At 72.2% G+C, this 22,159-nt stretch carries 17 protein-coding genes and 1 pseudogene; 6 read left to right on the top strand and 12 right to left on the bottom strand.

From position 1 onward, the window contains the following. Position 1: 1 nt before the first annotated feature. Together LZG04_RS07425 and LZG04_RS41530 are read right to left on the bottom strand one after the other, a co-directional pair. Complete coding sequence (locus tag LZG04_RS07425) at positions 2-2,122, bottom strand: molybdopterin oxidoreductase family protein (RefSeq protein ID WP_233814560.1); 2,121 nt, start codon at positions 2,120-2,122, stop codon at positions 2-4. Positions 2,123-2,428: 306 nt separating this feature from the next. Then, positions 2,429-5,191 carry a LuxR family transcriptional regulator gene (locus LZG04_RS41530; RefSeq protein ID WP_267935513.1) on the bottom strand — a complete coding sequence of 921 codons (2,763 nt, stop codon included), beginning with the start codon at positions 5,189-5,191 and terminating at the stop codon, positions 2,429-2,431. A gap of 113 nt (positions 5,192-5,304) precedes the next feature. Between LZG04_RS41530 and LZG04_RS07405 the strand changes: the two genes are divergently transcribed. Then, on the top strand, positions 5,305-6,498 hold the full coding sequence (locus LZG04_RS07405) for a serine hydrolase domain-containing protein (protein WP_233814558.1): 1,194 nt from the start codon (positions 5,305-5,307) through the stop codon (positions 6,496-6,498). Positions 6,499-6,507: 9 nt separating this feature from the next. On the opposite strand, the gene LZG04_RS07400 is transcribed toward LZG04_RS07405, so the two are convergent. Then, positions 6,508-7,137 carry a TetR/AcrR family transcriptional regulator gene (locus LZG04_RS07400; protein ID WP_233814556.1) on the bottom strand — a complete coding sequence of 210 codons (630 nt, stop codon included), beginning with the start codon at positions 7,135-7,137 and terminating at the stop codon, positions 6,508-6,510. Positions 7,138-7,264: 127 nt separating this feature from the next. On the opposite strand from LZG04_RS07400, the gene LZG04_RS07395 reads away from it, so the two are divergent. Further along, the gene (locus tag LZG04_RS07395) at positions 7,265-8,248 is read left to right on the top strand and encodes a PHP domain-containing protein (RefSeq protein WP_233814554.1); all 984 of its coding nucleotides are present in this window, start codon (positions 7,265-7,267) and stop codon (positions 8,246-8,248) included. 4 nt (positions 8,249-8,252) lie between these two features. Here LZG04_RS07395 and LZG04_RS07390 read toward each other — a convergent pair whose 3' ends face one another. Then, a complete protein-coding gene (locus LZG04_RS07390) occupies positions 8,253-9,257 on the bottom strand; it encodes a radical SAM protein (protein WP_233814552.1) in 1,005 nt (334 codons plus the stop codon). A 215-nt stretch (positions 9,258-9,472) separates the two neighbouring features. Here LZG04_RS07390 and LZG04_RS07385 point away from each other — a divergent pair, with 215 nt between their 5' ends. The 3 genes from LZG04_RS07385 (at position 9,473) to LZG04_RS07375 (ending at position 11,491) form a co-directional block, all read left to right on the top strand. Beyond that, positions 9,473-10,108 (top strand): sensor histidine kinase, encoded by a 636-nt coding sequence (locus LZG04_RS07385; RefSeq protein ID WP_233814549.1) that lies wholly within the window; start codon positions 9,473-9,475, stop codon positions 10,106-10,108. 6 nt (positions 10,109-10,114) lie between these two features. Then, complete coding sequence (locus LZG04_RS07380; RefSeq protein WP_233814547.1) at positions 10,115-10,789, top strand: response regulator transcription factor; 675 nt, start codon at positions 10,115-10,117, stop codon at positions 10,787-10,789. A gap of 75 nt (positions 10,790-10,864) precedes the next feature. Further along, the gene (locus tag LZG04_RS07375) at positions 10,865-11,491 is read left to right on the top strand and encodes a response regulator transcription factor (RefSeq protein ID WP_233814544.1); all 627 of its coding nucleotides are present in this window, start codon (positions 10,865-10,867) and stop codon (positions 11,489-11,491) included. Positions 11,492-11,567: 76 nt separating this feature from the next. Here the strand turns inward: LZG04_RS07375 and LZG04_RS42940 are convergent. Next, positions 11,568-11,738: pseudogene (locus LZG04_RS42940) on the bottom strand (Pvc16 family protein); the annotation flags it as partial. 186 nt (positions 11,739-11,924) lie between these two features. Here LZG04_RS42940 and LZG04_RS07365 point away from each other — a divergent pair. Then, a complete protein-coding gene (locus tag LZG04_RS07365) occupies positions 11,925-12,158 on the top strand; it encodes a hypothetical protein (RefSeq protein WP_233814542.1) in 234 nt (77 codons plus the stop codon). Here the strand turns inward: LZG04_RS07365 and LZG04_RS07360 are convergent. The 7 genes from LZG04_RS07360 to LZG04_RS07330 all read right to left on the bottom strand — a co-directional run bounded on the left by LZG04_RS07360 (position 12,155) and on the right by LZG04_RS07330 (position 21,992). Beyond that, positions 12,155-15,193: a P-loop NTPase fold protein gene (locus tag LZG04_RS07360; RefSeq protein WP_233814540.1), complete on the bottom strand. Its 3,039-nt coding sequence runs from the start codon at positions 15,191-15,193 to the stop codon at positions 12,155-12,157. The two genes, LZG04_RS07365 and LZG04_RS07360, sit on opposite strands and share 4 nt — an antisense overlap. Positions 15,194-15,278: 85 nt before the next feature. Further along, positions 15,279-16,571, bottom strand: a complete 1,293-nt coding sequence (locus LZG04_RS07355) for an ABC transporter substrate-binding protein (protein ID WP_233814538.1) — start codon at positions 16,569-16,571, stop codon at positions 15,279-15,281. 13 nt (positions 16,572-16,584) lie between these two features. Continuing rightward, positions 16,585-17,685, bottom strand: a complete 1,101-nt coding sequence (locus tag LZG04_RS07350) for a branched-chain amino acid ABC transporter permease (RefSeq protein ID WP_233814536.1) — start codon at positions 17,683-17,685, stop codon at positions 16,585-16,587. Then, positions 17,682-18,569, bottom strand: coding sequence for a branched-chain amino acid ABC transporter permease (locus LZG04_RS07345; protein WP_233814534.1), 888 nt, complete (start codon positions 18,567-18,569; stop codon positions 17,682-17,684). Before LZG04_RS07345 ends, LZG04_RS07350 begins: the two co-directional genes overlap by 4 nt. Beyond that, entirely contained in the window at positions 18,566-20,419 is a 1,854-nt protein-coding gene (locus tag LZG04_RS07340) for a long-chain fatty acid--CoA ligase (protein ID WP_233814532.1), read from the bottom strand. Before LZG04_RS07340 ends, LZG04_RS07345 begins: the two co-directional genes overlap by 4 nt. Next, positions 20,416-21,210 (bottom strand): ABC transporter ATP-binding protein, encoded by a 795-nt coding sequence (locus tag LZG04_RS07335; RefSeq protein ID WP_233814530.1) that lies wholly within the window; start codon positions 21,208-21,210, stop codon positions 20,416-20,418. Before LZG04_RS07335 ends, LZG04_RS07340 begins: the two co-directional genes overlap by 4 nt. Beyond that, positions 21,207-21,992 carry an ABC transporter ATP-binding protein gene (locus LZG04_RS07330; protein WP_233814528.1) on the bottom strand — a complete coding sequence of 262 codons (786 nt, stop codon included), beginning with the start codon at positions 21,990-21,992 and terminating at the stop codon, positions 21,207-21,209. Before LZG04_RS07330 ends, LZG04_RS07335 begins: the two co-directional genes overlap by 4 nt. Between the last annotated feature and the right edge of the window lie 167 nt (positions 21,993-22,159).

The raw sequence follows: 22,159 nt of genomic DNA, 5'->3' as shown, positions 1-22,159 counted from the left end.
CTCACTGTGCTGCGGACGGGGTGACGCGCACGTGGACGCCGTTCAGCACGGCGGTGCCGGACAGCGGGTCCACGGCCAGGTCGTCGGTGAGCAGGTTGACGTTGACGCCGGGGTGGGCGCGGGCGGTGCTCAGGCGCGTGCCGGGCCGGTCGTGACCCCAGCCGTGGGGCAGGCTGACCACGCCTGCGGCCATGTCGGCGCTGACCTCCACGGTCGCCTCGACCTCACCGACCCGTGACGCCACGCGCGCCGACCCGCCGTCCACCAACCCCAACCGCTCGGCGTCGGCCGGGTTCACCAACAACGTGCACAACTGCTTGCCCTTCACCAGCGCGGGCACGTTGTGCAACCACGAATTGTTCGACCGCAGGTGCCGCCGCCCCACCAGCACCAGCCCGTCGACCGGCCGGCGCAACGCCGCCACCACCCGCGGCACGTCGGCCGCGATCGGCTCCGGGCACAGCTCGATCCGACCGGACGGCGTGCGCAGGATCTCCGGCACCCGACTCGTCAACGGCCCCAGGTCGACACCGTGCGGCTGCTCCAGGAGGTCCGCCAACGACAACCCGTACGGCCCGGACCGCAGCTTCGCGTCCAGCAACCGTTCCTCACGGCTGAGCTCCGACTCCCCCGACAACCCCACCAACGCGTCGAGGTCCGCCCGCGGCCCCGCCCCGGCGAGGATCGCGCTCAACCTCAGGAGGATCTCGCCCTCGTCCACCTCACCGGGCCGCAACGGCACGGCCGGCCGCGAGTACTTCGCCACGTTCCGCACCGCGAACGACAGGAACGCCACGTCGTAGTGGGCACGCCTGCTCGGCGGCGGAGGCGGCAGGATCACGTCCGCGTGCCGCGTCGTCTCGTTCACGTAGGGATCGACCGACACCATGAAGTCCAAAGTGGACAGGCAGGCGTCCAACCGCGCCGAGTTGGGCACCGACAACGCCGGGTTCCCCGCCACCGTCACCAACGCCCGGACCTGCCCGTCCCCGGGCGTCTCGATCTCGTCCGCCAGCGTGACGACCGGCAGCTCCCCCGCCACCTCGGGCAACCCCCGCACCCGACTGCGCCACCGCCCCACCTCGAACCCCTTGCCCGACCCCGTCCCCCGCCGGCCGTGCGCGGGCATCGGGAACATCGCCCCACCGGGCCGGTCCAGGTTCCCCGTCAAGATGTTCAGCACGTCGACCAGCCAACTGGCCACCGTCCCGAACTCGACCGTCGTCGTGCCGATCCGCCCGTACACCGCCGCCCGCTCCGCCTCGGCGAGCTGCCGCGTCAGCGCCCGGATCTCCCCGGCCCCGATCCCGCACCGCCCCGCCACCGCCTCGGGCGTGAACGGCGAGCTCAACTCCCGCACCCCGGCCACGCCGTTCACGTGCCCCGCGAGCGCCTTGAGGTCCACCAACGACGCCGCGAACAACTCGTTCACCATGGCCAGCAGCAGGAACACGTCCGTCCCCGGCACGATCGCCAGGTGCCGATCAGCCGCCGCCGCGGTCCGACTGCGCCGCGGGTCGACCACCACGAACGCCCCGCCCCGCCGCCGCAACGCCTTCAACCGCCCGACCACGTCCGGCACCGTCCACAAACTCCCGTTGGACGAGAACGGGTCCGCACCGAGGATCAACAGGAAATCGGTCCGATCCACATCCGGAACCGGAATCGAGTACATCCCGCCATAAAGCAATCCCGACGACACGTGCTTCGGCATCTGATCCACCGTCGCCGCCGTGAAGAAATTCCGCGACCCCAAAGACCTCCGCAACACCCCCGCGTACAACCCACCAGCCAACGAATGCACCGTGGGATTCCCCAAGTACATCCCCACCGCATCCCGCCCGAACCGCGAGACAACCTCACCCAACCGCCGATCGACTACCTCGAAAGCCTCGCCCCAAGACACCGCCTCAAAGCCCTCACCACGCCGAACCACCGGCTGTCGCAACCGGTCCGGATCAGCGTCCAACGCCCCCAACGACGCACCCTTGGGACACAGGAACCCACCACTCAACACATCCCGCCGATCACCACGAACCGCCGTGACCAACTCCCCCTCGACCGTCAACTCCAACCCACAAGTCGCCTCGCACAACGGACAAGTCGTCCACGCCGTACGCATGCCCCTCCCAATCCACCCACAACGGACCCGCACCATCCCACCGAGGCCCGATTTGACATGGGTTCGGGTGCTTTAGGCTGGTCGAAGCCGGGCAGGCTTGGCGGGCGCTTTATCCGCCATGCCTGCCCGGCTTTGGCCAGCCTGGAGTGCCCGTAAGGGCCCCATGTCAAATCGAGCCGGAAGTGAGCGCAGCCGAACACCCCGGTCTTGACCTCGGGACTGACCCGGAGCCCGTACCAGACCGCCCGCCACACCCCCACCCAACACCCCACGGCCCTCACCGGCTTAGTGCGGACTCCACAACAACTAAGCCCGCCCGTCGAGCACCCGCGCCAACTCCAACCGCGACGACACCCGCAACTTCGCGTAGATCCGCGACAGGTACACCTCGATCGTGCGCGGGCTGTAGTGCAGCGCCGCCGCGATGTCCCGGTTCCGCATCCCCTGCTGCACCAGCCGCGCCACGTTCTCCTCCGCCGCCGTCAACACCCCGCGCCCCCGCCCGCGCGCCCGCGGCACCTTCGCCCCCAACTCCTTCAACCGCGCCCCCGCCTGCCGCCGCAACCCGTGCGCCCCCACCCGCTGGAACACCCCGTACGCCTCCAGCAACCCCTCCACCGCACCGGACCCCACCGCACCCCCCTCCACCAGCCCCAACGCCAACTGCCCCCGTGCCTTCTCGAACACCAACCCCCCTACCTCCGCCTCTCGCACCGCCTCCCGCAGCACCGCGCCGTCCCGCTCCACCACCCCGACCACCCTCCGCACGGTCGTCCGGGTCCACGGCGCGACCCGGTCCGCCGCCACGGCCTCCAGCCGCTCCACCACCCGCCGCGCTTCGCCCACCCGCCCGCACCCGAGCTCCAGCTCGACCAACCGGCCCAACAACACGCAGCTGTACGCGGTCATCCCGTCCTCGTCGACCGCGTCCACCAACACCCCGCGCGCACCTTCCACGTCACCGCGCGCCGCCAGGTACCCGGCCATCGCGAACGCGTGCAGCCGGGACATGTTGGGGCTGTCCGGCACCCGCAACGCCGCCAACCGGGCCGCCACGTCCAGCTCACCGCGCCACGTCCGCACCTCCAGCTCGATCGCGCGCAGGCCGTCCAGCATCATCAGCTCCTGCCGCGACTCCAGCTCCGCCGCGGCCCGGCCGACCCGCTCCAGGCACGCGTCCCACGCCCCGCCGAACCAGTCCAGCGCCACCCGCGCCATCTCCAGCTCACCGCGGAACGCGTGCCCGCCGGCCCGTTCCCGCAGCTCCTCGGCCCGCCGCAGCCGCCACGACGCGTCGTGCACCAACCCGGCCAACGCCCCGGTCGACGCGCCCACCGCCAGCGCCTGCAGCTCCAGCGCGGGCTGGCCGTCCGCCGCGGCCAGCGACCGGTTGGCGTGCTCGACCGTCTTGTCGTGCCGGAACAGCATCGACGTGATGACCGCCAACTGGTCGAACACGACCACGCCTTCGGCCGCCGACGCGACCGGCATGGCCTCGATCCGGTCCACCGCCTCCATCGCCTCGGCGTGACGCCCGGTGAACACCAACAGCAGCGCGCGCTGCGCGTGCAAGGCCGCCGGCGCGTCCCCGGCCCGCACCTCCGCGTCCGCCAGCCGCAGCGCCTCCGCGAACCGCCCGACCAGGAACATGCTGCTCAGCACGACCACCGCGCACCGGGACCGCTCCGCCCCCGCGGGCAGCGCCGCCAACGCCGCGAGCCCGGGCCCGATCGCCGCGCCGGGCCGTGACGCGTGCGCCAACGCCCGGCACTGCGAGGCCAGCAACCCGGCCCGTTCCGGCGCGGCCACCGGGAGCAGCTCCAACGCCCGCGCGCACAGCGCCGCCGCCGTCTCCGGCGCGGTGGCCCGGTTGGCGGCGGCGGCCTGCGCCATCACCCGCACGGCGCGCAGGTCGCCCGGCGGCGCGGACTCGGCCAGGTGCCAGGCCAGCTCCATCTCGTCCACGGCCAGCCCGCGCGCCCGGTCGTCCAGCAGCCGGGCGCTGATCAGGCTGTGCAGGTGCCTGCGCTGGGCCGGGCCGATCTCCTGGTACAGCGCCTCCCCGACCAGCGCGTGCGAGAACCGGTACCCCCGGTCGTCGTCACGCACCACGATGTGCGCGCGCAGCAGCCCGTCGAACGCGTCCACCACGACGTCCTCGGGCAGCGACGACACCCGCGCCAGCAGCCCGATCTGGTCCAGCCGCACGCGCCGGAAGATCGACACCGCCCGTGCCACCGCCCTGGTGTCCCGGTCCAGCGGCGCGACCCGCCGCAACACCGCCTCGCGCCTGGTCAGCCGGATCGCCGACGGCGACACGGTGAGCCGCGCCCGGTCGCCGTCCACCGCCACCAGGTCCAGCTCGCGCAGCGACCGGGCGATCTCCACCGCGAAGAACGGGTTGCCGTCCGCCCGCTGGTGCACCTCGTGCGCCAGCCCGTCGTCCACCGGCGTGCCCAGCACGGTCTCCACGATCCGCGCCACGTCACCGCCGCTCAACGGCTCCAGCCGCACCCGCACCACGTCGGCGTGCCGTTCGACCCGGTCGAGCAGCTCCTCGACGCCGGGGTTGCGGTGGTGCGAGCGCACCGCGGCGATCAGCGCCAGCGGCGCGGCCGTGACCCGGCGCAGCACCACCGCCAGCATGGCCAGCGAATCGTCGTCCACCTGGTCGACGTCGTCGAGCACCAACGCCGCCGGCCGCTGGGCGGCCAGGCCCGTTAACGCCCGCGACACCAGCTCGCACGACCGCCCGAACCAGGTGGCGTCCGGCGCGGAGGTGAGGTCCAACGCCGCCAAGGCGGCGCGCACCTCGGGACCGCCCGCGACCGACCGCAACGCCGTCGCCACCGCCGCGTACGGGATGCGCCTGCTGACGTCGTCCGACTCGACCGCCGCCACCGCGCGGCCCCGGTCGCGCAACCGGCGGCCGACCTCGGCCAGCAGGCTGGACTTGCCGATCCCCGGCTCGCCCGACACCACCACGGCCACCAACCCGGCCGCGGGCACGCGCTCGACCGCGTCGAACACGGCCGCCAGTTCGCTTTCCCGGCCGAAGAAAGGCGACAAGGGCGACCTCCCCTCGTTGGGCCCACCACCCTACCGACTGAGGAATCCCTACTCACGTGGCGTGGCTCACGGTGGTGGCATGGCGGCGGACAACTGCCGCACCTGGAGGGTCGATGACGGTCGAGGGCACCTGCGCGGACGAGTTCGCCGAGGTCCGCACCGAGTTCGAGCGCAACTTCGCCGAGCGCGGCGAGGTCGGCGCGGGCGTGCACGTGACGGTGGACGGCGAGACCGTGGTCGACCTGTGGGGCGGTGACGCGGGCGGGCGGCCGTGGACCGAGGACACGATCACGCACGTCTGGTCGTGCACGAAGGGCGCGACCGCGTTGTGCGCGCACGTGCTGGCGTCACGGGGCGAGCTGGACCTGGACGCGCCGGTCACCGAGCACTGGCCGGAGTTCGGGCAGCACGGCAAGGAGGGCACCCTGGTGCGGCACCTGCTGGCCCACCAGGCCGGCCTGGCCGCCGTGCGCGAGCCGCTGCCGCCGGGCGGGATGCTCGACTGGGAGCTCATGACCGACCGGCTGGCGCGGCAGGAGCCGTTCTGGGCGCCCGGCACCCGGCACGGCTACCACGCGTTGACGTTCGGGCACCTGGTCGGCGAGGTCGTGCGACGGGTGTCCGGCCTGTCGCCGGCGGAGTTCTTCGAGAAGGAGGTGTCCGGCCCGCTGGGGCTGGACTTCTGGCTGACGCTGCCCGAGGACCTGGAACCGCTGGTCGCGCGCACCATCCCGGCCGAGCGCGGCGAGGCGGTGCCGAACGTCTACGTGACCGCGATGACCAGGCCCGAGTCGATGCAGGCGCTGCTGGCGGGCAACTCCGGCGGGTACGTGGCGGCGTCCGACACCCGTGAGGCGCACGCCGCGCAGTACGGCTCGGTCGGCGGGATGAGCAACGCGCGCGGCCTGGCACAGATGTACCGGCCGCTGGCGTTGGGCGGCGAGTACAACGGGGTTCGGGTGGTGGACGAGGCGCAGATCCCGGTCATGTCGGGCGTGGTGTCGGCCGGGTTCGACGAGATGCTGCTCGCGCCGACCCGCTTCTCGCTGGGGTTCATGAAGTCGGCGGCCAACCTCCACCTGCCCGCGGTGGAGCGCGGCGCGGCGATGTCGGAGGACGCGTTCGGGCACTCCGGGATGGGAGGGTCGCTCGGGTTCGCCGACCCCGGCGCGCGCATGTCGTTCGGGTACGCGATGACGCGGATGGGGCCGGGTCTGGGCGTCAACGCGCGCGGCCAGTCCCTTGTGGACGCCGTGTACCGCGCGCTGGGGTACCGCCGGGCGTCCGACGGCGCCTGGTTCCGCTGACCGGGTCGGCTAGGAAAGGCCGTAGACCGAGCGCAGCCAGACGCAGGTGAGGGTGTCGACCAGCTCGCGGTCCCGCGCGGCCGACCGGCGGGACCGCGAGCGGCTCAGGAACGCCTGCTCGTTCATCGACACCAGCACCGCGGCCAGCGCCCTGGCGTCCGGGCCCGGCGGCGCGACGCCCGCCGACCGCTCGATCTCGATCTGCGACGCGGTCGCGTCGACGAACCGGCGGCCGACACCGGCCCAGAACTCGCGCATCAACGGGTCGGTGTCACGGGCCCGGACGGCGGCGCGCAGCACCGGGCCGTGCTTGCGCCACAGGGCCAGGCTCGCGCCCAACGCGCGCCGGATCGAGTCCTCGGGCGGTTCGCTGCCGCGCCGCAGCCACGACGACGCCGACTCGTAGAGCGCGTCGAGCACGCCGCCGACCAGCGCGTGCAGCACCGCTTCCCGGGACGCGAAGTGGAAGTAGAAGGTCGACCGCGAGATGCCGGCCCCCGAGGCCAGCTCGTCGACCGCGATGTCGTCCAGGGAGCGCGTCTGGAGCAGCCGTTCGGCGGTGTCGAGGATCGCCTGCGAGGTGAGGTCGCCCTTGCTGGGCCTGCGCCGCGACCCGACCGTGCCGGCACGTGGGGACATGGCGCACATCCTCGGTTCCCCGCCCGGGCGGCCGCAAGCGTTTCGCACGCACCGCCACCAAGTCGAGAACTCCGCCGCCGACTCCGCCGACGCGCACCACCGCCCGCCGCGGGGTAGACAATGGGGTGTGGATCCACTCTGGGCACTGCGGCAGGTGGCGTTCCAGTTGGAGCGCGCCGGTGAACCCACCTACCGGGTCCGGGCGTTCCGCAAGGCCGCCGAGGTGGTGGCGGGGCTGCCGGACGGCGAGGTGGAACGACGGGTCGCGGCGGGCACGTTGACCGACCTGCCCGGCATCGGCAAGGCGACCGCCGGCGTGATCTCCGACGCGGTGGCCGGGCGCGAGCCGACCTACCTGAGCCGGTTCCGCGAGCCGGTGGTGGGCGGGCAGGCGTTGCGGGCCCTGCTGAAGGGCGACTGCCACTCGCACTCCGACTGGTCCGACGGCGGCAGCCCGATCCGGGAGATGGCGGAGGCGGCCCGCGACCTCGGGCACTCGTGGCTGGCGCTGACCGACCACTCGCCCCGGCTGACCGTCGCCAACGGGCTGTCGGCCGACCGGCTGCTGCGCCAGCTCGACGTGGTGGCGGAGCTGAACGCCGAGCTGGCGCCGTTCCGCGTCCTGACCGGCATCGAGGTCGACATCCTCGACGACGGCTCGCTCGACCAGCGGCCCGACCTGTTGGCGCGGCTGGACGTCGTGGTCGCCAGCGTGCACTCGAAGCTGCGGATGGCGGCGCCGGAGATGACGCGCCGCATGGTGGCCGCCGTGGCCAACCCGCACGTGGACGTGCTCGGCCACTGCACGGGACGGCTGGTGGTCGGCAAGGGCCGGCCGGAGTCGACGTTCGACGCGGAGGCGGTGTTCGGGGCGTGCGCGGAGCACGGCACGGCGGTGGAGATCAACTCGCGCCCGGAGCGCCGCGACCCGCCGGGCCGACTGCTGCGGCTGGCGGTGGAGCTGGGGTGCGTGTTCTCGATCGACAGCGACGCCCACGCGCCGGGGCAGCTGGACTGGCTGTCGTTCGGCTGCGAACGGGCCGAGGAGTGCGGCGTCACCCCCGACCGGGTGATCAACACCCTGGAGGCGGACGAACTCCTGGCCCGCTGACCGCTCAACGACCTGCCGTGGCCGGGCGGGAGGTTCGGGACGCGCGGACCAGGTGGCCGTACCACGGGACCAGCGGGCCGGTGCGGCCGTCGACCAGGCGTTGCCAGGTGGCTCGGCACAGGGCCAGGAACGGGGCCGCGTCCCAGTAGCGGGCCAGGTCGGACAGTGGGCGGTCCTGGATGTTGCCCAGGCCGTAGCGGCGGTCGAAGCCGTAGGAGACCGGGACCGCCGCGCCGTTCGCCTCGATCACCAGCGGGGTGAGCCAGCGGCCCAGTGGTTGGTCGTCGTCGACCGGTGCGGCCATGAACGCCTCCGGTTCGCGCGCCAGCATGGTGCGCGGCACGGCGTCGAGCTGGACGGCCAGGCCGTGCTCCTCGGCGATGCGGCCCAGCTCCACCGCCGCGTAGGCCAGCTCCACCGCGTCCGGGCGCTCGCCGACCATCAGCCGGTTCGCCGCGCCTTCCGGCTCCAGCGGGTGGACTTGCAGCAGCAGGGCGCCCGACTGGGCGGCGGCCAGCGCGACATCACCCAGTTGGGTCGCGTTCCCCTGGGTCAGGGTGGTGATCACGCCGACCGGGATGCCGACCTCGGTGAACCTGCGGATCCCGGCCAGGGCCTTGTCGAAGCACCCCTCCTGGTCCCGGATCCGGTCGTGGGTGCCGCGGTCGCCGTCCAGCGACACGGCCACCAGGTCGACCAGCCCGCGCACCAGCCCGACCCGCCGCTGGGTCAGCGCCACGGCGTTGGTCGTGACGGTCGTCCGCATCCCGGCCGCACGGGCCGCGCGCAGCAGGGCGGGCAGTTCCGGGTACAGGAACGGTTCGCCGCCGGACACGTTGAGCACGTCGTAGCCGAGCGCGGCCGCGTCCTCCACCACGGCCGACAGCACGGACACGGGGATCGACTCGGCCACGTCCGGGCCTGAACTGGAGTAGCAGTGCAGGCAGCGCAGGTTGCACAGCCTGGTCGGGTGGACCTGAAGGACCGCCCGGCCACTCGTCTGCCCCATTCCACCCTCCCGTGGTGTCCGATACCCGTATGGAGGGCGCTCGATGCGCGGTGATACGTCTCAGCGTTCACCACTCTCCGCAGCCATTCCCCCCAACGTGGGAACCTGACCGGTAGTTGAAACGCCGTGTGATGGTCCGACGACTCTCCATACAGGCGAGGCGGCCCGGTGTCGCGGCGAGGCGGCCCGCGCGCTCACCCAGTGGGGGAGGGGACATGCGCCGCGAGTTCCTGGTTCCCGAGGACGCCGCCGACGAGGCCAGGCGCCGGCTGCTGCGGGATCTGCACGACGGTCTCGGGCCGGCGCTGGCGGCGATCGCGCTCGGGCTGCGCGCGGCCAGGCACCTCGCCGCGCACGACCCCGCGGCGGCGGGTCCGCTGCTGGCGCGGCTGGAGGAAGAGGTGCACACCGCGGTCACCGACGTCCGCCGGCTCGCGTCCGGTGCCCGCCCGGCGGTGCTGACGCGGCTGGGGCTGGCCGGCGCGGTGCGGGCGCACGTGGCCTCGTTGGCCGACCGGCACCCGGTGCGGGTGGACGTGCAGTGCGCGGACGTGCCGGAGCTGCCGATGTGCGTGCAGGTGGCGGCGTACCGGATCATCTGCGAGGCGTTGACGAACGTGGTGCGGCACGCGGGCGCGCGGCACTGCTCGGTGCGGTTGCGGTTCGACGGCTGCCTGCACGTCGAGGTCGTGGACGACGGCGTGGGCCTGGTCGGGGACCGCGACGTCGGGGTGGGGCTCGGCTCGATGCGCGACCGGGCCCGCGAGGTCGGCGGCACGTGGCGGGTGGAGCACGCCGCCGCGGGCGGCACCAGGATCGCGGCGGACCTGCCGCTCGCGGGCGGGGTGTGAGCCGGGATGCCGGCGCTGCGGGTGCTGGTCGTGGACGACCACCCGCTGTTCCGGTACGGCCTGGCCGCCGCGCTGGCGGCCGCGCCCGACACGGAGGTGGTCGGCGAGGCGTCCGGCGGCGGGGTGGCGGTGTCCATGGCCGCCGTGCTGCACCCGGACGTGGTGGTGATGGACCTCAACATGCCGGACCTGGGCGGTGTCGAGGCGACGCGGCGGATCGTGGCGCGCGACCCGGGCGTCAAGGTGCTGGTGCTGACCATGTTCGACGACGACGAGTCGGTGTTCGCGGCGATGCGCGCGGGCGCGCTGGGCTACCTGCTCAAGGCGTCGCGGCCGACGCAGATCGTGCGCGCGGTGCGGTCGGTCGGCGAGGGCGAGGCGATCTTCAGCCCGGCTATCGCGGTGCGGCTGCTGGCGTACTTCGGCACCGCGCCGCGTGAGCGGGTGGAGGCGTTCCCGGAGCTGACCGCGCGGGAACGGGACGTGCTGCGGCTGATGGCCGACGGCCGGGGCAACACCGCGATCGCCCGGTCGTTGGTGCTCAGCCCCAAGACGGTGCGCAACCACGTGTCGAACATCCTGCGCAAGCTGCACGTGGCCGACCGGGCGCAGGCCGTGTCCCGGGCCAAGCGGGCCGGTCTGGGCGAAGACCCGGGACACGTCGGGACGGTCCGCCCGTAGTGCCGGGACGCGCCGGGCGGCCACGATTGCGGTGGCACACCGGGGGTTCACCGGAGAGGGCGGGGAGCGCCAGAGATGAACGCACACCACCAGATCGCGGTCGTCCTGCACGCGACGGACTCCATCACCAGGGCCGGGGTGACCGCGGCGTTGCGGTCGCGGCCCGAGATCCGGCTGGTCGAGCCGGACCAGCCCGCGCCGGTGGCGCTGGTCGTGCTCGACCGGCTCGACGGCGAGGCGCGGCAGTTGCTGCGCCGGCTCCAGGCGCCGGGCAGCGCGGGCATCGTGCTGGTCGCGGGCGACATCGCCGACCCCGAGCTGCTCGACGTGGTCGGCGGCGGCGTGTCCGCGGTGATCCGCCGCGGCGACGCCACCCCGGACACGTTGGTGCGCCTGGTGAAGGCGACCGCGGCGGGCCAGGGGGCGCTGCCGCCGGACCTGCTCGGCCGGCTGCTGGACCGGGTGTCGCGGTTGCAGCGCACCGTGCTGCACCCCAACGGCTGGACGATGGCCGGCATGTCCGACCGGGAGACCGAGGTGCTGCGCATGGTCGCGGACGGCTTCGAGACCCGCGAGATCGCCGAGAAGCTGTGCTACTCGCAGCGCACGGTCAAGTCGATCCTGCACGACATCACCAACCGGTTCCAGCTGCGCAACCGCGCGCACGCCGTGGCGTTCGCGTTGCGCGAGGGCCTGATCTGAGGCGGGCGGTCAGACGGCCCGGCCGGCGAACGACACCGACGGGCGGCAGTTGCCCTTCCCACCCGGGTTCTGGCAGCCGGCGGCGGAGGTCCTCGCGGATGTCGTAGAGGTAGACGTCGACGGTGGGCGCGTTGCGCCGGGCCGCCCAGTCCTTCGTGGGCGCGTCGAACGCCACCTCGACGTCCGTGCCGCGCAACGCGTCGTCCCGGACCAACCGCCTCAACGCCTCGTCGACCTCGTGGATCACGCACCCACCCTGGCCCCGCGCCGTGCCCACGACCAGCGGCTCACCGGCGGACCTTGGGGCAGCGCCGGGTGCCCGTGCGGGCAGGGAGCACACATTTCCCCAGCGCCGTCGCTCCCGTGCGCGGTCTGACGCACACCAAATACATCCACCGACGCGTGGTGCACCGCGGCACAACTCACGTTCGCAGTGGACGGCGAATACGCCCGCTTCACCGCTCGGGTCGCCATCGCGGACGATTCATTGATCGACCAGCGCGCCGCCGAGCTGCCGAACACCGGCCCCACCCCGCACCCGGTCGGCGTCCCCGTCACCGGCGTCCGGCGGCTGGCCATCGGCGTCGAACCACCGACCGGCGACCCGAGCCGCTGCCCGGGACCGGAACGCGTGGCCGTCCGGGCCGACCCCCGTCCTGAGGTCTAGGTCAGCTCGGCGGCCAGGTCGGCGACCTGCCCGCCGTCGTACCTGAGCAGGAGGTCGCGGACACCGGCGGCGCAGTCGCGGTGTTCGGCGCCGTGCAGGTCGAGGTGGCGCAGGGCCCGCAGCCACGCCCAGTCGTCGTGGGCGGCCTCGGCGAGGAGCTGGAGCCCGTGTCGGCCGGCCGTGCGGCGGCCCAGTGCCCGTTGCGAAGCGGGCCACCGGGCGATGATCTCGGCCAGGACGACCAGGTGCCGGGCCCGTGCCGCCAGCCCTTCCCGGTGTCCGAGCCGGATGAGCACCCTGATGTAGTACTGCCAGATCGTGAGCATCCGCTTGGCCTCGCGCACCGACAGCGACGGTTGCTCGCGCAGGCGTTCGGACATCCGTTCCAGCACCCCCTCGTCGTGCTCGATGTTGCCCACCGCGGCGTCGACCTCGGGCGTCGGCATCGGTTCGGGCTCCCGGCTCGGCGCCTCTTCCCGGATCGGCGGAGCCTGGTCCACCTCCGCGGTCGTCGGGTCCGCGCGGAAGTCCCCCCGCGGGAGGTCCGGTCCCCTCGGCTCGCCGAGGAGACCGACCAGCAGGTCGGGCACGCGGTCAGCCGTGACCGGCGGGAGGGGCACCGGCAGCTGGATCAGCTTGCGCAGGAAGCTCCAGCCGGAGCTCGGGTCGTCGCCGTGCAGCGCCGTCTTCTTCAGCTTCGGGTAGACCTCGTCGAGGTGCGCCGCAACCGCCGACGTGTCCAGGCACAGCACGAACCGGGTGACCGGGAAGGTTCGGGTCACGAACAGGTTGACCGCCTCGAACACCACGGCCGTCGCGCTGGGCGTGCACCGGTCGAGGTCGTCCACGAACACCACCATGTGGTGCCCACTGGCCCGCACGTCCTCCAACACCGCGAAGACGTCGTGCTGGGCGAGGTAGAGGTAACCGGAGCGGGCGTTGTGGTACGGGTCGCGCAACGCCTCGTCGGACGTCCCGCTCGGCACCGGACCCACGAACAGGTCGGCCGGCAGGAAGTCGGCCGCGGGCCGGGTGAGGTACCGCCAGGCCGAGTGCCCGACCGCCGCAAGGAACACGGACACCGCGATGAGCACCGCGATGTTGGAGCCCGCGATGTCCATCCAGGCCAACCGGTAGGTGTCGGCCGACCGGGCCAGTTGGGCGACGATCGGGACCGCGAGGGCGAGCACGGCCACCGCCAGCAGCGGGGACAGCACACCCTTGCGCAACGCGCGCCGCACCCGCATCCGGTCCACCCGGTCGAGGTTGCGCTGGAACCAGTACCGCTCCGTGGCCGGCTCCGGACGCGGCAGCAGCGTCTTCTCGACGGCGTCCAGGATGGTCGTGGTGAGCCCCGCCCACACCTGCTCGCTCGTCTGGTGCGCCCAGGGCTCGAAGTGAGCCTTGATCAACGGTGGGTCCTGCTCCGGGTCGGCCCGCGCCATGTGGGTCGGCTCCCACAGCGCACCACGCCGGCCGCTCAACGCGCGGTCGGCTTCGCGTGCGCGCAGCCGTCGCACCGGGTCGGCGGGGATCGCGGGGCGTGGCGTCCGGTCCAACTCCTGGCCGACCAGGTCCACCAGGGAGGTCTTGCCGATGCCCCACGGCCCGTCCAGCGCGATCACCGTGGGCCCGGACCGGTCGTGGTCGCCCATGGGCGCCGACGGGGCGATCAGGTCGGCCAGCGCCCCGATCACGGCGTGCCGCCGCAACAGGTCCGTCACGGGCGGCCGGTCACCGTACCCGCGGATCTCGACCTGCCAGTCCACCAGCGGTCCGGTTCCGGCCTCGACGCCGGCGGGAAAGGGCCCTAAGCGCAGGACGCCGACTTCGCGCAGGAGCTCCTTCGTCGCCGGGGGAGCCGCCTCCAGCACGCGATGCCAGGTCGTCGTGTCCGCTGTGGCGACGACCATGACCTCTTCGGAGCCGACGCCGGACACCAGGTCGGCCAGAGCGCGGGCGAGCACCGTCGCGTCACCGAGGTCCCCCAGGAAGCGGTCGAGGTCGTCGAGCCAGACCACCGTGCGCGCCGGCATCGACTTGCCGCCCCGGTCGAGCAGCTCCGACAGCGATCCGGGCCTCCACAACCGCCAGTCCGGCCTGCGGACGTGGATGGCCTCCCAGGCGGCACGGGTCTTCCCGGTCCCGCTGTCGCCGACGACCACCGCGGCACGCGATCGCTCGAAGAGGTCTCGCAGTCGCTTGTCCGACTCACGCGGCATGTACTGCGACAGCACCTCACCGGGGCTCCCGTGGCGCACGCCGAGTTCGAAGGGATCCAGCTCGTCGAAGCGCCGGAAGGCGTCGTCGGACGTCGGGTCCGGCCTGGTGGCGGCGAGGTTGCGCACGACCGGGCGCACGCCCCGGTCGCTCCCCACGTGCAGGCTCGGCGACGGGACCGGGCGGTTGGCCAACTTCTCGCGGATCGCGAGGTGGATCGTCCCGATGTCGAGGAACCTGCCTCCACCGACGACACCACGGCGCAGCACGTCGAGCAGGGCGTCGGTGAAAGCCGTGTCGGGGGAGCCGTCGGTGAAGGTCGCCACCCGGCGGTCGTGACCCGTCGCGCCCAGGATCGTCCCGCCACTGCGGGTCGCCGGCCGCCGTGCGGGCACCGCGTAGGAGCAGTCGAGGATGACGATGTCGTCGTCGGACATCGGCAGCCCCGTCGAGTCGAACCGCAGAGCCGATGATCGCAGGTCACCGGGGTCGGTGTCCCTCATGCCTAGGTAGAGCACCCCGTGGTCGTCCCGGTAACCGTGGCCGGTGAAGTAGACCAGCAGGCGACCGGCGTCGCCCACCGCGGCCGCGGCCGACTCGATCGCCCGCACGACCTCGGCCGCGGTGCCGGGATCCTCCAGCAGCGTGCAGTTCGCCGCGGGAAGTCCCCACAGCCTCCCGTCACGCAGCAGCAGAGCCAGCTCGCGCGCGCCTGCGGCGATCTTCGGCTGCCCCCGCTGGAGCCGGTACCGGGCAGCGATCAGCACTGCCCTCGACGCGGCGGGATCCGGTAACGCGGCGGACGGTGTGGACATGGGGAGCATCGAACACCATCCCCGCCCTCACCACCCGTTGAACGGTCGGCCCGGCGGTGGCGTGCCGTCGGGCCGACCGGGTGGGTCAGGCGTAGCAGGGCTTCTCGAACTTGAAGTCCTTCGCCGTCGGACCGGTGAAGAAGTCCTCCACCAGGCCGACGCCCGTCGCCGCCTGCTCGTCCGGCTTGTAGATCAACGTCTGCCGGAACGCGGCGTCGTTGGCGTTGCCCGCGAAGTTGCCCGCGCCCTCGGGCAGCATGCCCTCGTAGTCGACGGACTTGAGCTCGCGCACGGCCGCCAGCACCCCGGCCCGGGTCAGGTCCTTGTTCTCGGCCGCCTTCTGCAACGCCGCCTTCAAGGGGTACGACCACACCCAGCCGGCCGTGTAGCCGTCGTTCGGCGTCACGCTCGGCAGCGCTTCGCGCAGCGCCTTGTGGCCCGGCGAGTCCGTGGCCCACGACTTCCACGGCGCGGACTGCAGGTACAGCGCCTTGATCGCGGGCGCGGCCGGGCTCTGCATCAGGCCCTGGTTCCACGTCGGCGACGTGCCGATGAACTTGCCCTTGAACCCGCGGGCCGCCGTCTGGCCGATGATCACCGCCGCGTCGGTCGGCCCGGTGGTCAGCACGACCACGTCCGGCTTGTTCGCCAGCACCGCGTCGATCGCGCCGCCCTGGTTGTCCTGGCCGGTCTGGGTGACCGCGCTGGTGAACGTCACCCCGCGCTTCTGCGCCGCGATCTTCGCGCCCGCCGCCGCGTCGTCGCCGTAGTCACCCGGAAGGTGCACGGCCATCACGCTCTTCGCGCCCAGCTCGTCCACCGCGTAGTCGACGGAGTTCATCGACTCGATGCAGTAGTTCGCGCCGGACTCCAGCACGACCTCCTCCACGCCCCACAGCGACGTCCACGACGCGGGCACGCTCACCATCTGCGTGCTCTCCAGGTCGGGCAGGATCGCCGCGGTCGTCGGCGAACCCAGGGTCTGCGCCAGCGCCAGGACCTTGCCCTTCATCTCCTGGTACACCTGGTTGTGGATCTGCGGGTTGTACTTGTTGTCCTTGACGTGGGTGGTGACGTCGACGTCGTAGCCGCCGATGCCTCCCTGGTCGTTGACGCGCTTCCAGAACGCCTTCTGCGACTCCGTGATCGGCACCGCGAGCGTCTTGAACGGCCCTTCGGTCAGGTCCGAGATCGACCCGAGGTAGATGCAGCCCCGGTCACTGTGACCGGTGTCCGGGCACGGCTCGGCGGTCACGCCGAAGTCGACCTTGATGCCGCCCTTGCCCTCCTGCGGCGCCGCGCCGTCGCCGCCGCGGCACGCGACCGCCGCCAGCGCCACCGCGGAGAGCACCGCGAGCACCGCTCTGTGACTTGCCATCCCATCCACCCTTTCAGTACGAGAAAGGCCAAGTGCGCCAGTAGTTGCGGACGCGCACCCAGATACCGAACAGGCCCCGTGGCTCCACGATCAGGAACACCACGATCAGCAGCCCGTACAGGACCGCCTCGACCTGGAACACCGTGACCGCACCGGTCGCGTCCGCGCTGATGAACGGCAACACCGCCGGGAGCTCCCGGGTGATGCGCGGCAGCAGCGTGATGAACAGCGCGCCCATGATCGCGCCGGAGATGGTGCCCGCGCCGCCGATGAGCACCATGGCGATGTACTGCACCGACAGCAGCAGCCCGAACGAGCCGGGGTCGAAGAACCCGTTGACCACGAACAACAACGAACCCGCCACACCGGCGTAGAACGACGACACGGCGAACGCCAGCGCCTTGTACCGGGTGAGGTCGACGCCGATCACGGCCGCCGCCAGGTCCCGGTCGCGCACCGCCGCGAACGCCCGCCCGATCCGTGACCGCACGAGGTTGCGCGCGAGCACCGCGAAGATCACCAGCAGCACGAACATCAGCAGGTAGAGCTGCTGCGGCCCGCTGAAGAACTCCGAGGGCCGGTCCAGCCGCACGCCGAACAGCTCCGGCACCGCCGCCGGCCGCCCCACGCCCGGACCGCCGGTCAACGACGTCCACTCGCGGAACACGTGCTCGCCGAGGAACACCAGCCCCAGCGTCACGATCGCCAGGTACAGCCCGCGCAACCGGACCGCGATGGGCGCGACGACCAACCCGGCCAGCCCCGCCACCAGCCCGGACGCCAGCAGCCACACGGGCAGCGACGTCACGCCGAACCCGAGCACCCGCCCGTCCGGGTCACCGGAGAGCGCCGCGCCGGTGTACGCGCCGATGGCGAGGAAGAACGCGTGCCCCAACGACACCTGCCCCGCGTACCCGGTCACGATGTTCAGCCCGATCGCGCCGATCGCCGCCACGAACCCCGTGGCCAGCAGCATCAGCAGGTCGTCGGTGATGGCGAACGGCACCAGCAGCGCCACCACCACCAACGCCCCGGTCCACGCCCGCTTGGGGCGCGTGTTGAGGAACGCCATGTCCTGCGCATAGGAGGTGTACAGATCCGGACGACCCTTCACAGCCGCTCCACCTCCTTGGCGCCGAACAGCCCGTAGGGCTTCAGCAGCAGCACGACCAGCATCAGCACGTACGGCGCGACCAGCGCGAAGTTCGGTCCGAGCCACGGCGCCACGTCACCCTGGTAGGTGCCGACGAGGGACTCCACGACCCCGACCGCCAGCCCGCCCACCACCGCGCCGCCCAACGAGTCCAGCCCGCCCAGGATGATCGCCGGCAACGCCTTCAGCGCGATCACCCACAGCTGCTGGTCCACGCCCGCGCCGGTGGCCACGAACACCCCGGCCAACGCCGCCAGGCCGCCCGCGATCGCCCACGACAGCGCGAACACCGAGCCGACCGAGATGCCCTGCGCCAGCGCCACCTCCTGGTCGTGGGCCACCGCGCGCATCGCGAGACCCACCCGGGAGAACCGGAAGAACGCGAACAGCACCGCGACCACCGCCACCGTCGTGCCGAACATGACCAGGTACCGCTGCTGCACCTCGACGCCGAGCAGCGTCACCGTGGACAGGCCCCACGGGTCGCCGACCTGCCGCACGTCCAGTCCGATGAAGGCGTTGGTCACCACGCGCACCACCACGTCCACGCCGATGGTGATGATCGCGACCACGAACACCGGCTTGCCGATCATCGGCCGCAGCACGGTCCGCTCCACGCCCAGCGCCAGCACCGCGATCAGCACCGCCGCGATGGGCACGGCGGCGAAGAACCCGACGTCCGCGGCGAGGTAGCTGACCAGCACCGCGCCCGCCAGCATGAACGCCGGCTGCGCGAAGCTGATCACCCTGGTGGACTTGTAGATGATCACGAAGCCCAGCGCCAGCAGCGCGTAGATCGACCCGGAGCCCAGCCCGCGGATCAGCGATTGCAGGAACTCGGTCATCCGCGCCCCCCGAGGTACATGTCGTCCACGAGGTCGCCGAAGACCTTGGCCAGCGCCGACCGCTTCACCTTCTGCGTCGCGGTCAGCTCGCCGTCCTCGTGGTCCAGCTCCTTGGGCAGCATCCGGAACTTCTTGACCTGCTCCACGGTCGCGAACCGCTCGTTGACCTCCGTCACGATGCCCTGCACCAACTCGCGCACCTCGTCCTTCTCCGCCAGGTCGCGGTAGGTGGTGTAGGTGATCCGGCGCTGCCTGGCCCAGTGGCCGACGGTGTCCTGCTCGATGCCGATCAACGCCACCAGGTACGGGCGCTGGTCGCCGAGCACGATCGCTTCCTTGATGTACGGCGAGCTCTTCAGCGCGTTCTCGATCTCCGACGGCGCGACGTTCTTGCCGCCCGCGGTGATGATGATGTCCTTCATCCGGTCGGTGATCCGCACGTGCGTGCCGTCGACCCACTCGCCGACGTCGCCGGTGCGCAGCCAGCCGTCCGGGGTCATCGCCCGCCGGGTGGCGTCCTCGTCGCGCCAGTAGCCCGCGAACACGCCCGGGTGCCTGGTCTGGATCTCGCCGTCGTCGGCGACGCGCAGCTCCACGCCGGGGTGGGGCTCGCCGACCGTGCCCACCTTCACCCGGCCGGGCCGGTTGCCGGTGGCCACGGCGGTGTTCTCGGTCATCCCGTACACCTCGTGCATGGGCACGCCGATGCCCATGAAGAACCGCAGCACCTGCGGCGAGATCGGCGCGGCCCCCGACGACGCGTACCGGACGTGCCGCATCCCGATCCGCGTCTTCAACGCGCGGAAGCAGAACAGCCAGCCCACGCCGTACTTCAGCCGCGTGGCGACCGTGTGGTTGCCGCCGTTGCGGACGAGCTGCTCGCCCAGCCCGTCGGCCACGCGCAACCAGAACCGGGTCGTCGCCCGCTTGAGCCAGGTGGCGCTGGACGCGCTGATCGTGATGGCCGCCAGCACCTTCTCCCAGATGCGCGGCACGCCGAACAGGATCGTCGGCTGCACCTCGCGCAGGTTCGCCTGCACGGTCTCGATGGACTCGGCGAAGTGCACCCGCACCCCGGCCGACGCGCTGAACCAGGTGGTGAAGATGCGTTCGGCGACGTGGCACAGCGGCAGGTAGGACAACGTGACGTCCTGGGGTGACGGCGGCGGGTCGGTGAAGCCGCCGCCCTCGATCAAGGACCGCACCGCGAACTCGACGTTCGCCACGGTCAGCATCGCGCCCTTCGGCGGGCCGGTCGTGCCCGAGGTGTAGATCAACGTCAGCACGTCGTCCGGCTCGACCTCGCGCATCCGGCGCGCGACGGCGTCCGGGTTCGCGGCGCGGTGCTCCTGCCCCAGGGCCAGGAAGTCGTCCCACGACAGCAGCTTCGGGTGGTCGTAGCGGTGCCGGATGCCGCGCGGTTCGAGGTAGACGATGCGCTCCAGCTCCGGCAGGGCGTCCAGCACGGCCAGCGCCTTGTCGACCTGCTCCTGGTCCTCGGCGATGAGCACGCGCGCCCCGGAGTGCGACAGCAGGTAGGCGACCTCACTGGCCGGGTTGGTCGGGTACAGGCCGACGGTGATCGCCCGCACGGCCACCGCGCCGATGTCGGCGTAGAGCCACTCGCGGCGGTTCTCGGAGTGGATGGCGACCCGGTCGCCCACGTCGACGCCGAGCGCCAGCAGGGCGTGCCCGACCAGTTCGGCCTGAGCCCAGTACCCCGCCCAGGTGACCTCGCGCCAGATGCCGAACTCCTTGGCGCGCAGGGCCACCGCGTCCGGCGTCCTGAGGGCCCGGTCGCGCACGCGGGTCACGACGGTGGTGAGCCCGGTGGCGGTCGCCGCGGTCATGCCGCACCTCCCACGCCCTGGTGGGCCTCGCCGAGGTAGGCCCGCACGACGTCGGGGTCGCGCTGCACCTCGGCGGGTGTGCCGGTGCGGATCGGCTTGCCGAAGTCCAGCACCATCACCCGGTCCGCGAGGTCCATGACCAGGCCCATGTCGTGCTCGACCATGATCATCGCGATGCCGAGCTCGTCGCGGATGTCGAGCACGAACCGCGCCATGTCCTCGGTCTCCTCGACGTTCATGCCCGCGACCGGCTCGTCCAGCAGCAGCAGCTTCGGCTCCATCGCCAGCGCCCGCCCGAGTTCCACGCGCTTCTGCACGCCGTAAGGCAGCAGGCCCACCGGCAGCCGTCGCCACTGCTCCAGTTCGAGGAAGTCGATCACCTCTTCGACGGCCGCCCGGTTGGCCAGCTCCTCGCGCCGGGCCCGGCCGACCCACGCGAACGCGGCCAGCGCCCCGTACCGCATGTGGTTGTGGCGGCCCAGCATCAGGTTCTCCACCACGGTGAGGTGCGCGAACAGCTCGATGTTCTGGAACGTCCGGGCGATGCCCAGGGCGGCGATCCGGTGCGGGCGCCTGCCCAGCACCTCCTCGCCCAGGAACCGCACCGAGCCCTTCTGCGGCCGGTACACGCCCGAGAGCACGTTGAAGATCGACGTCTTGCCCGCGCCGTTGGGCCCGATGATCGCGAACAGCTCGCCCGCGCCGACCCGGAACGACACGCCGTCCACGGCCGTGACGCCGTCGAACGCCAGCGTCACGTCCCGCACCTCCAGCACGTTGCCCTCGTTCACGACAACCACCGCTTCCGCCGCTTGTAGTGCTTCACGTCGCGGAACGACTGCGCGGTGGCCTCGCCGCGCAGGCCCAGGTAGAACTCGCGCACGTCCTCGTCGGCCAGCAGCGCGGCCGCGGGCTTGTCCATCACGACCTTGCCGGTCTCCAGCACGTAGCCGTGGTCGGCGATGGACAGCGCCATGGTGGCGTTCTGCTCGACCAGCAGCACGGTCGTGCCCGCCGCGTTGATCTTCACGATGAGGTCGCGGATCTGCCCCACCATGAGCGGGGCCAGGCCCAGGCTCGGCTCGTCCAGCAGCAGGTAGCGCGGCTCGGACATCAGCGCCCGGCCGATGGACAGCATCTGCTGCTCGCCGCCGGACAGGTAGCCGGCGCTCTGCCGCCGCCGTTCGCGCAACCGGGGGAACAACTCGTACATCCGGTCCAGGTTCCGCTTGATGCCGCGCGGTTTGCTGTGCCCGCCGATGCGCAGGTTCTCCTCGACCGTCAGCTCGGCCAGGATGCGCCTGCCCTCCAGCGCCTGCTTCACGCCCAGCGCCGCGATGCGCGTCGGTGACGTGCGGTGGATCGGGTCGCCGTCGAGCGTGACGCGGCCACGGGTGATCTTGCCGTCGTGCACGTCGAGCAGGCCGGACAGGGCGCGCAGCAAGGTCGTCTTGCCCGCTCCGTTGGCGCCGAGCAACGCGACGATCCGCCCTTCGGGAACCCTCAGGCTCACGCCGCGCAGCACCAACATCACGTCGTCGTAGACCACCTCAAGGTTGTTCGCCTCCAGCACCAGGCGCCTCCGGGGGGATGTGGGGGAGGCGATCAGTATGGCCCCGATCACAGGATTACCTACCACTGTTCGCAAACCGTGACGAACCAGCCCACGGCATGTTCGGCTTTCACGATTCTGTTGCTCAGTCCTGTGTGGACTGGTGTAGCGGCAGGGGTCCGGGGGTA

This window comes from Saccharothrix sp. S26, from assembly GCF_021390395.1.
Lineage (GTDB): Bacteria > Actinomycetota > Actinomycetes > Mycobacteriales > Pseudonocardiaceae > Actinosynnema.
The sequence above is the reverse complement of the archived record's forward strand: the minus strand, read 5'-3'. Positions and strand labels throughout refer to the sequence as shown.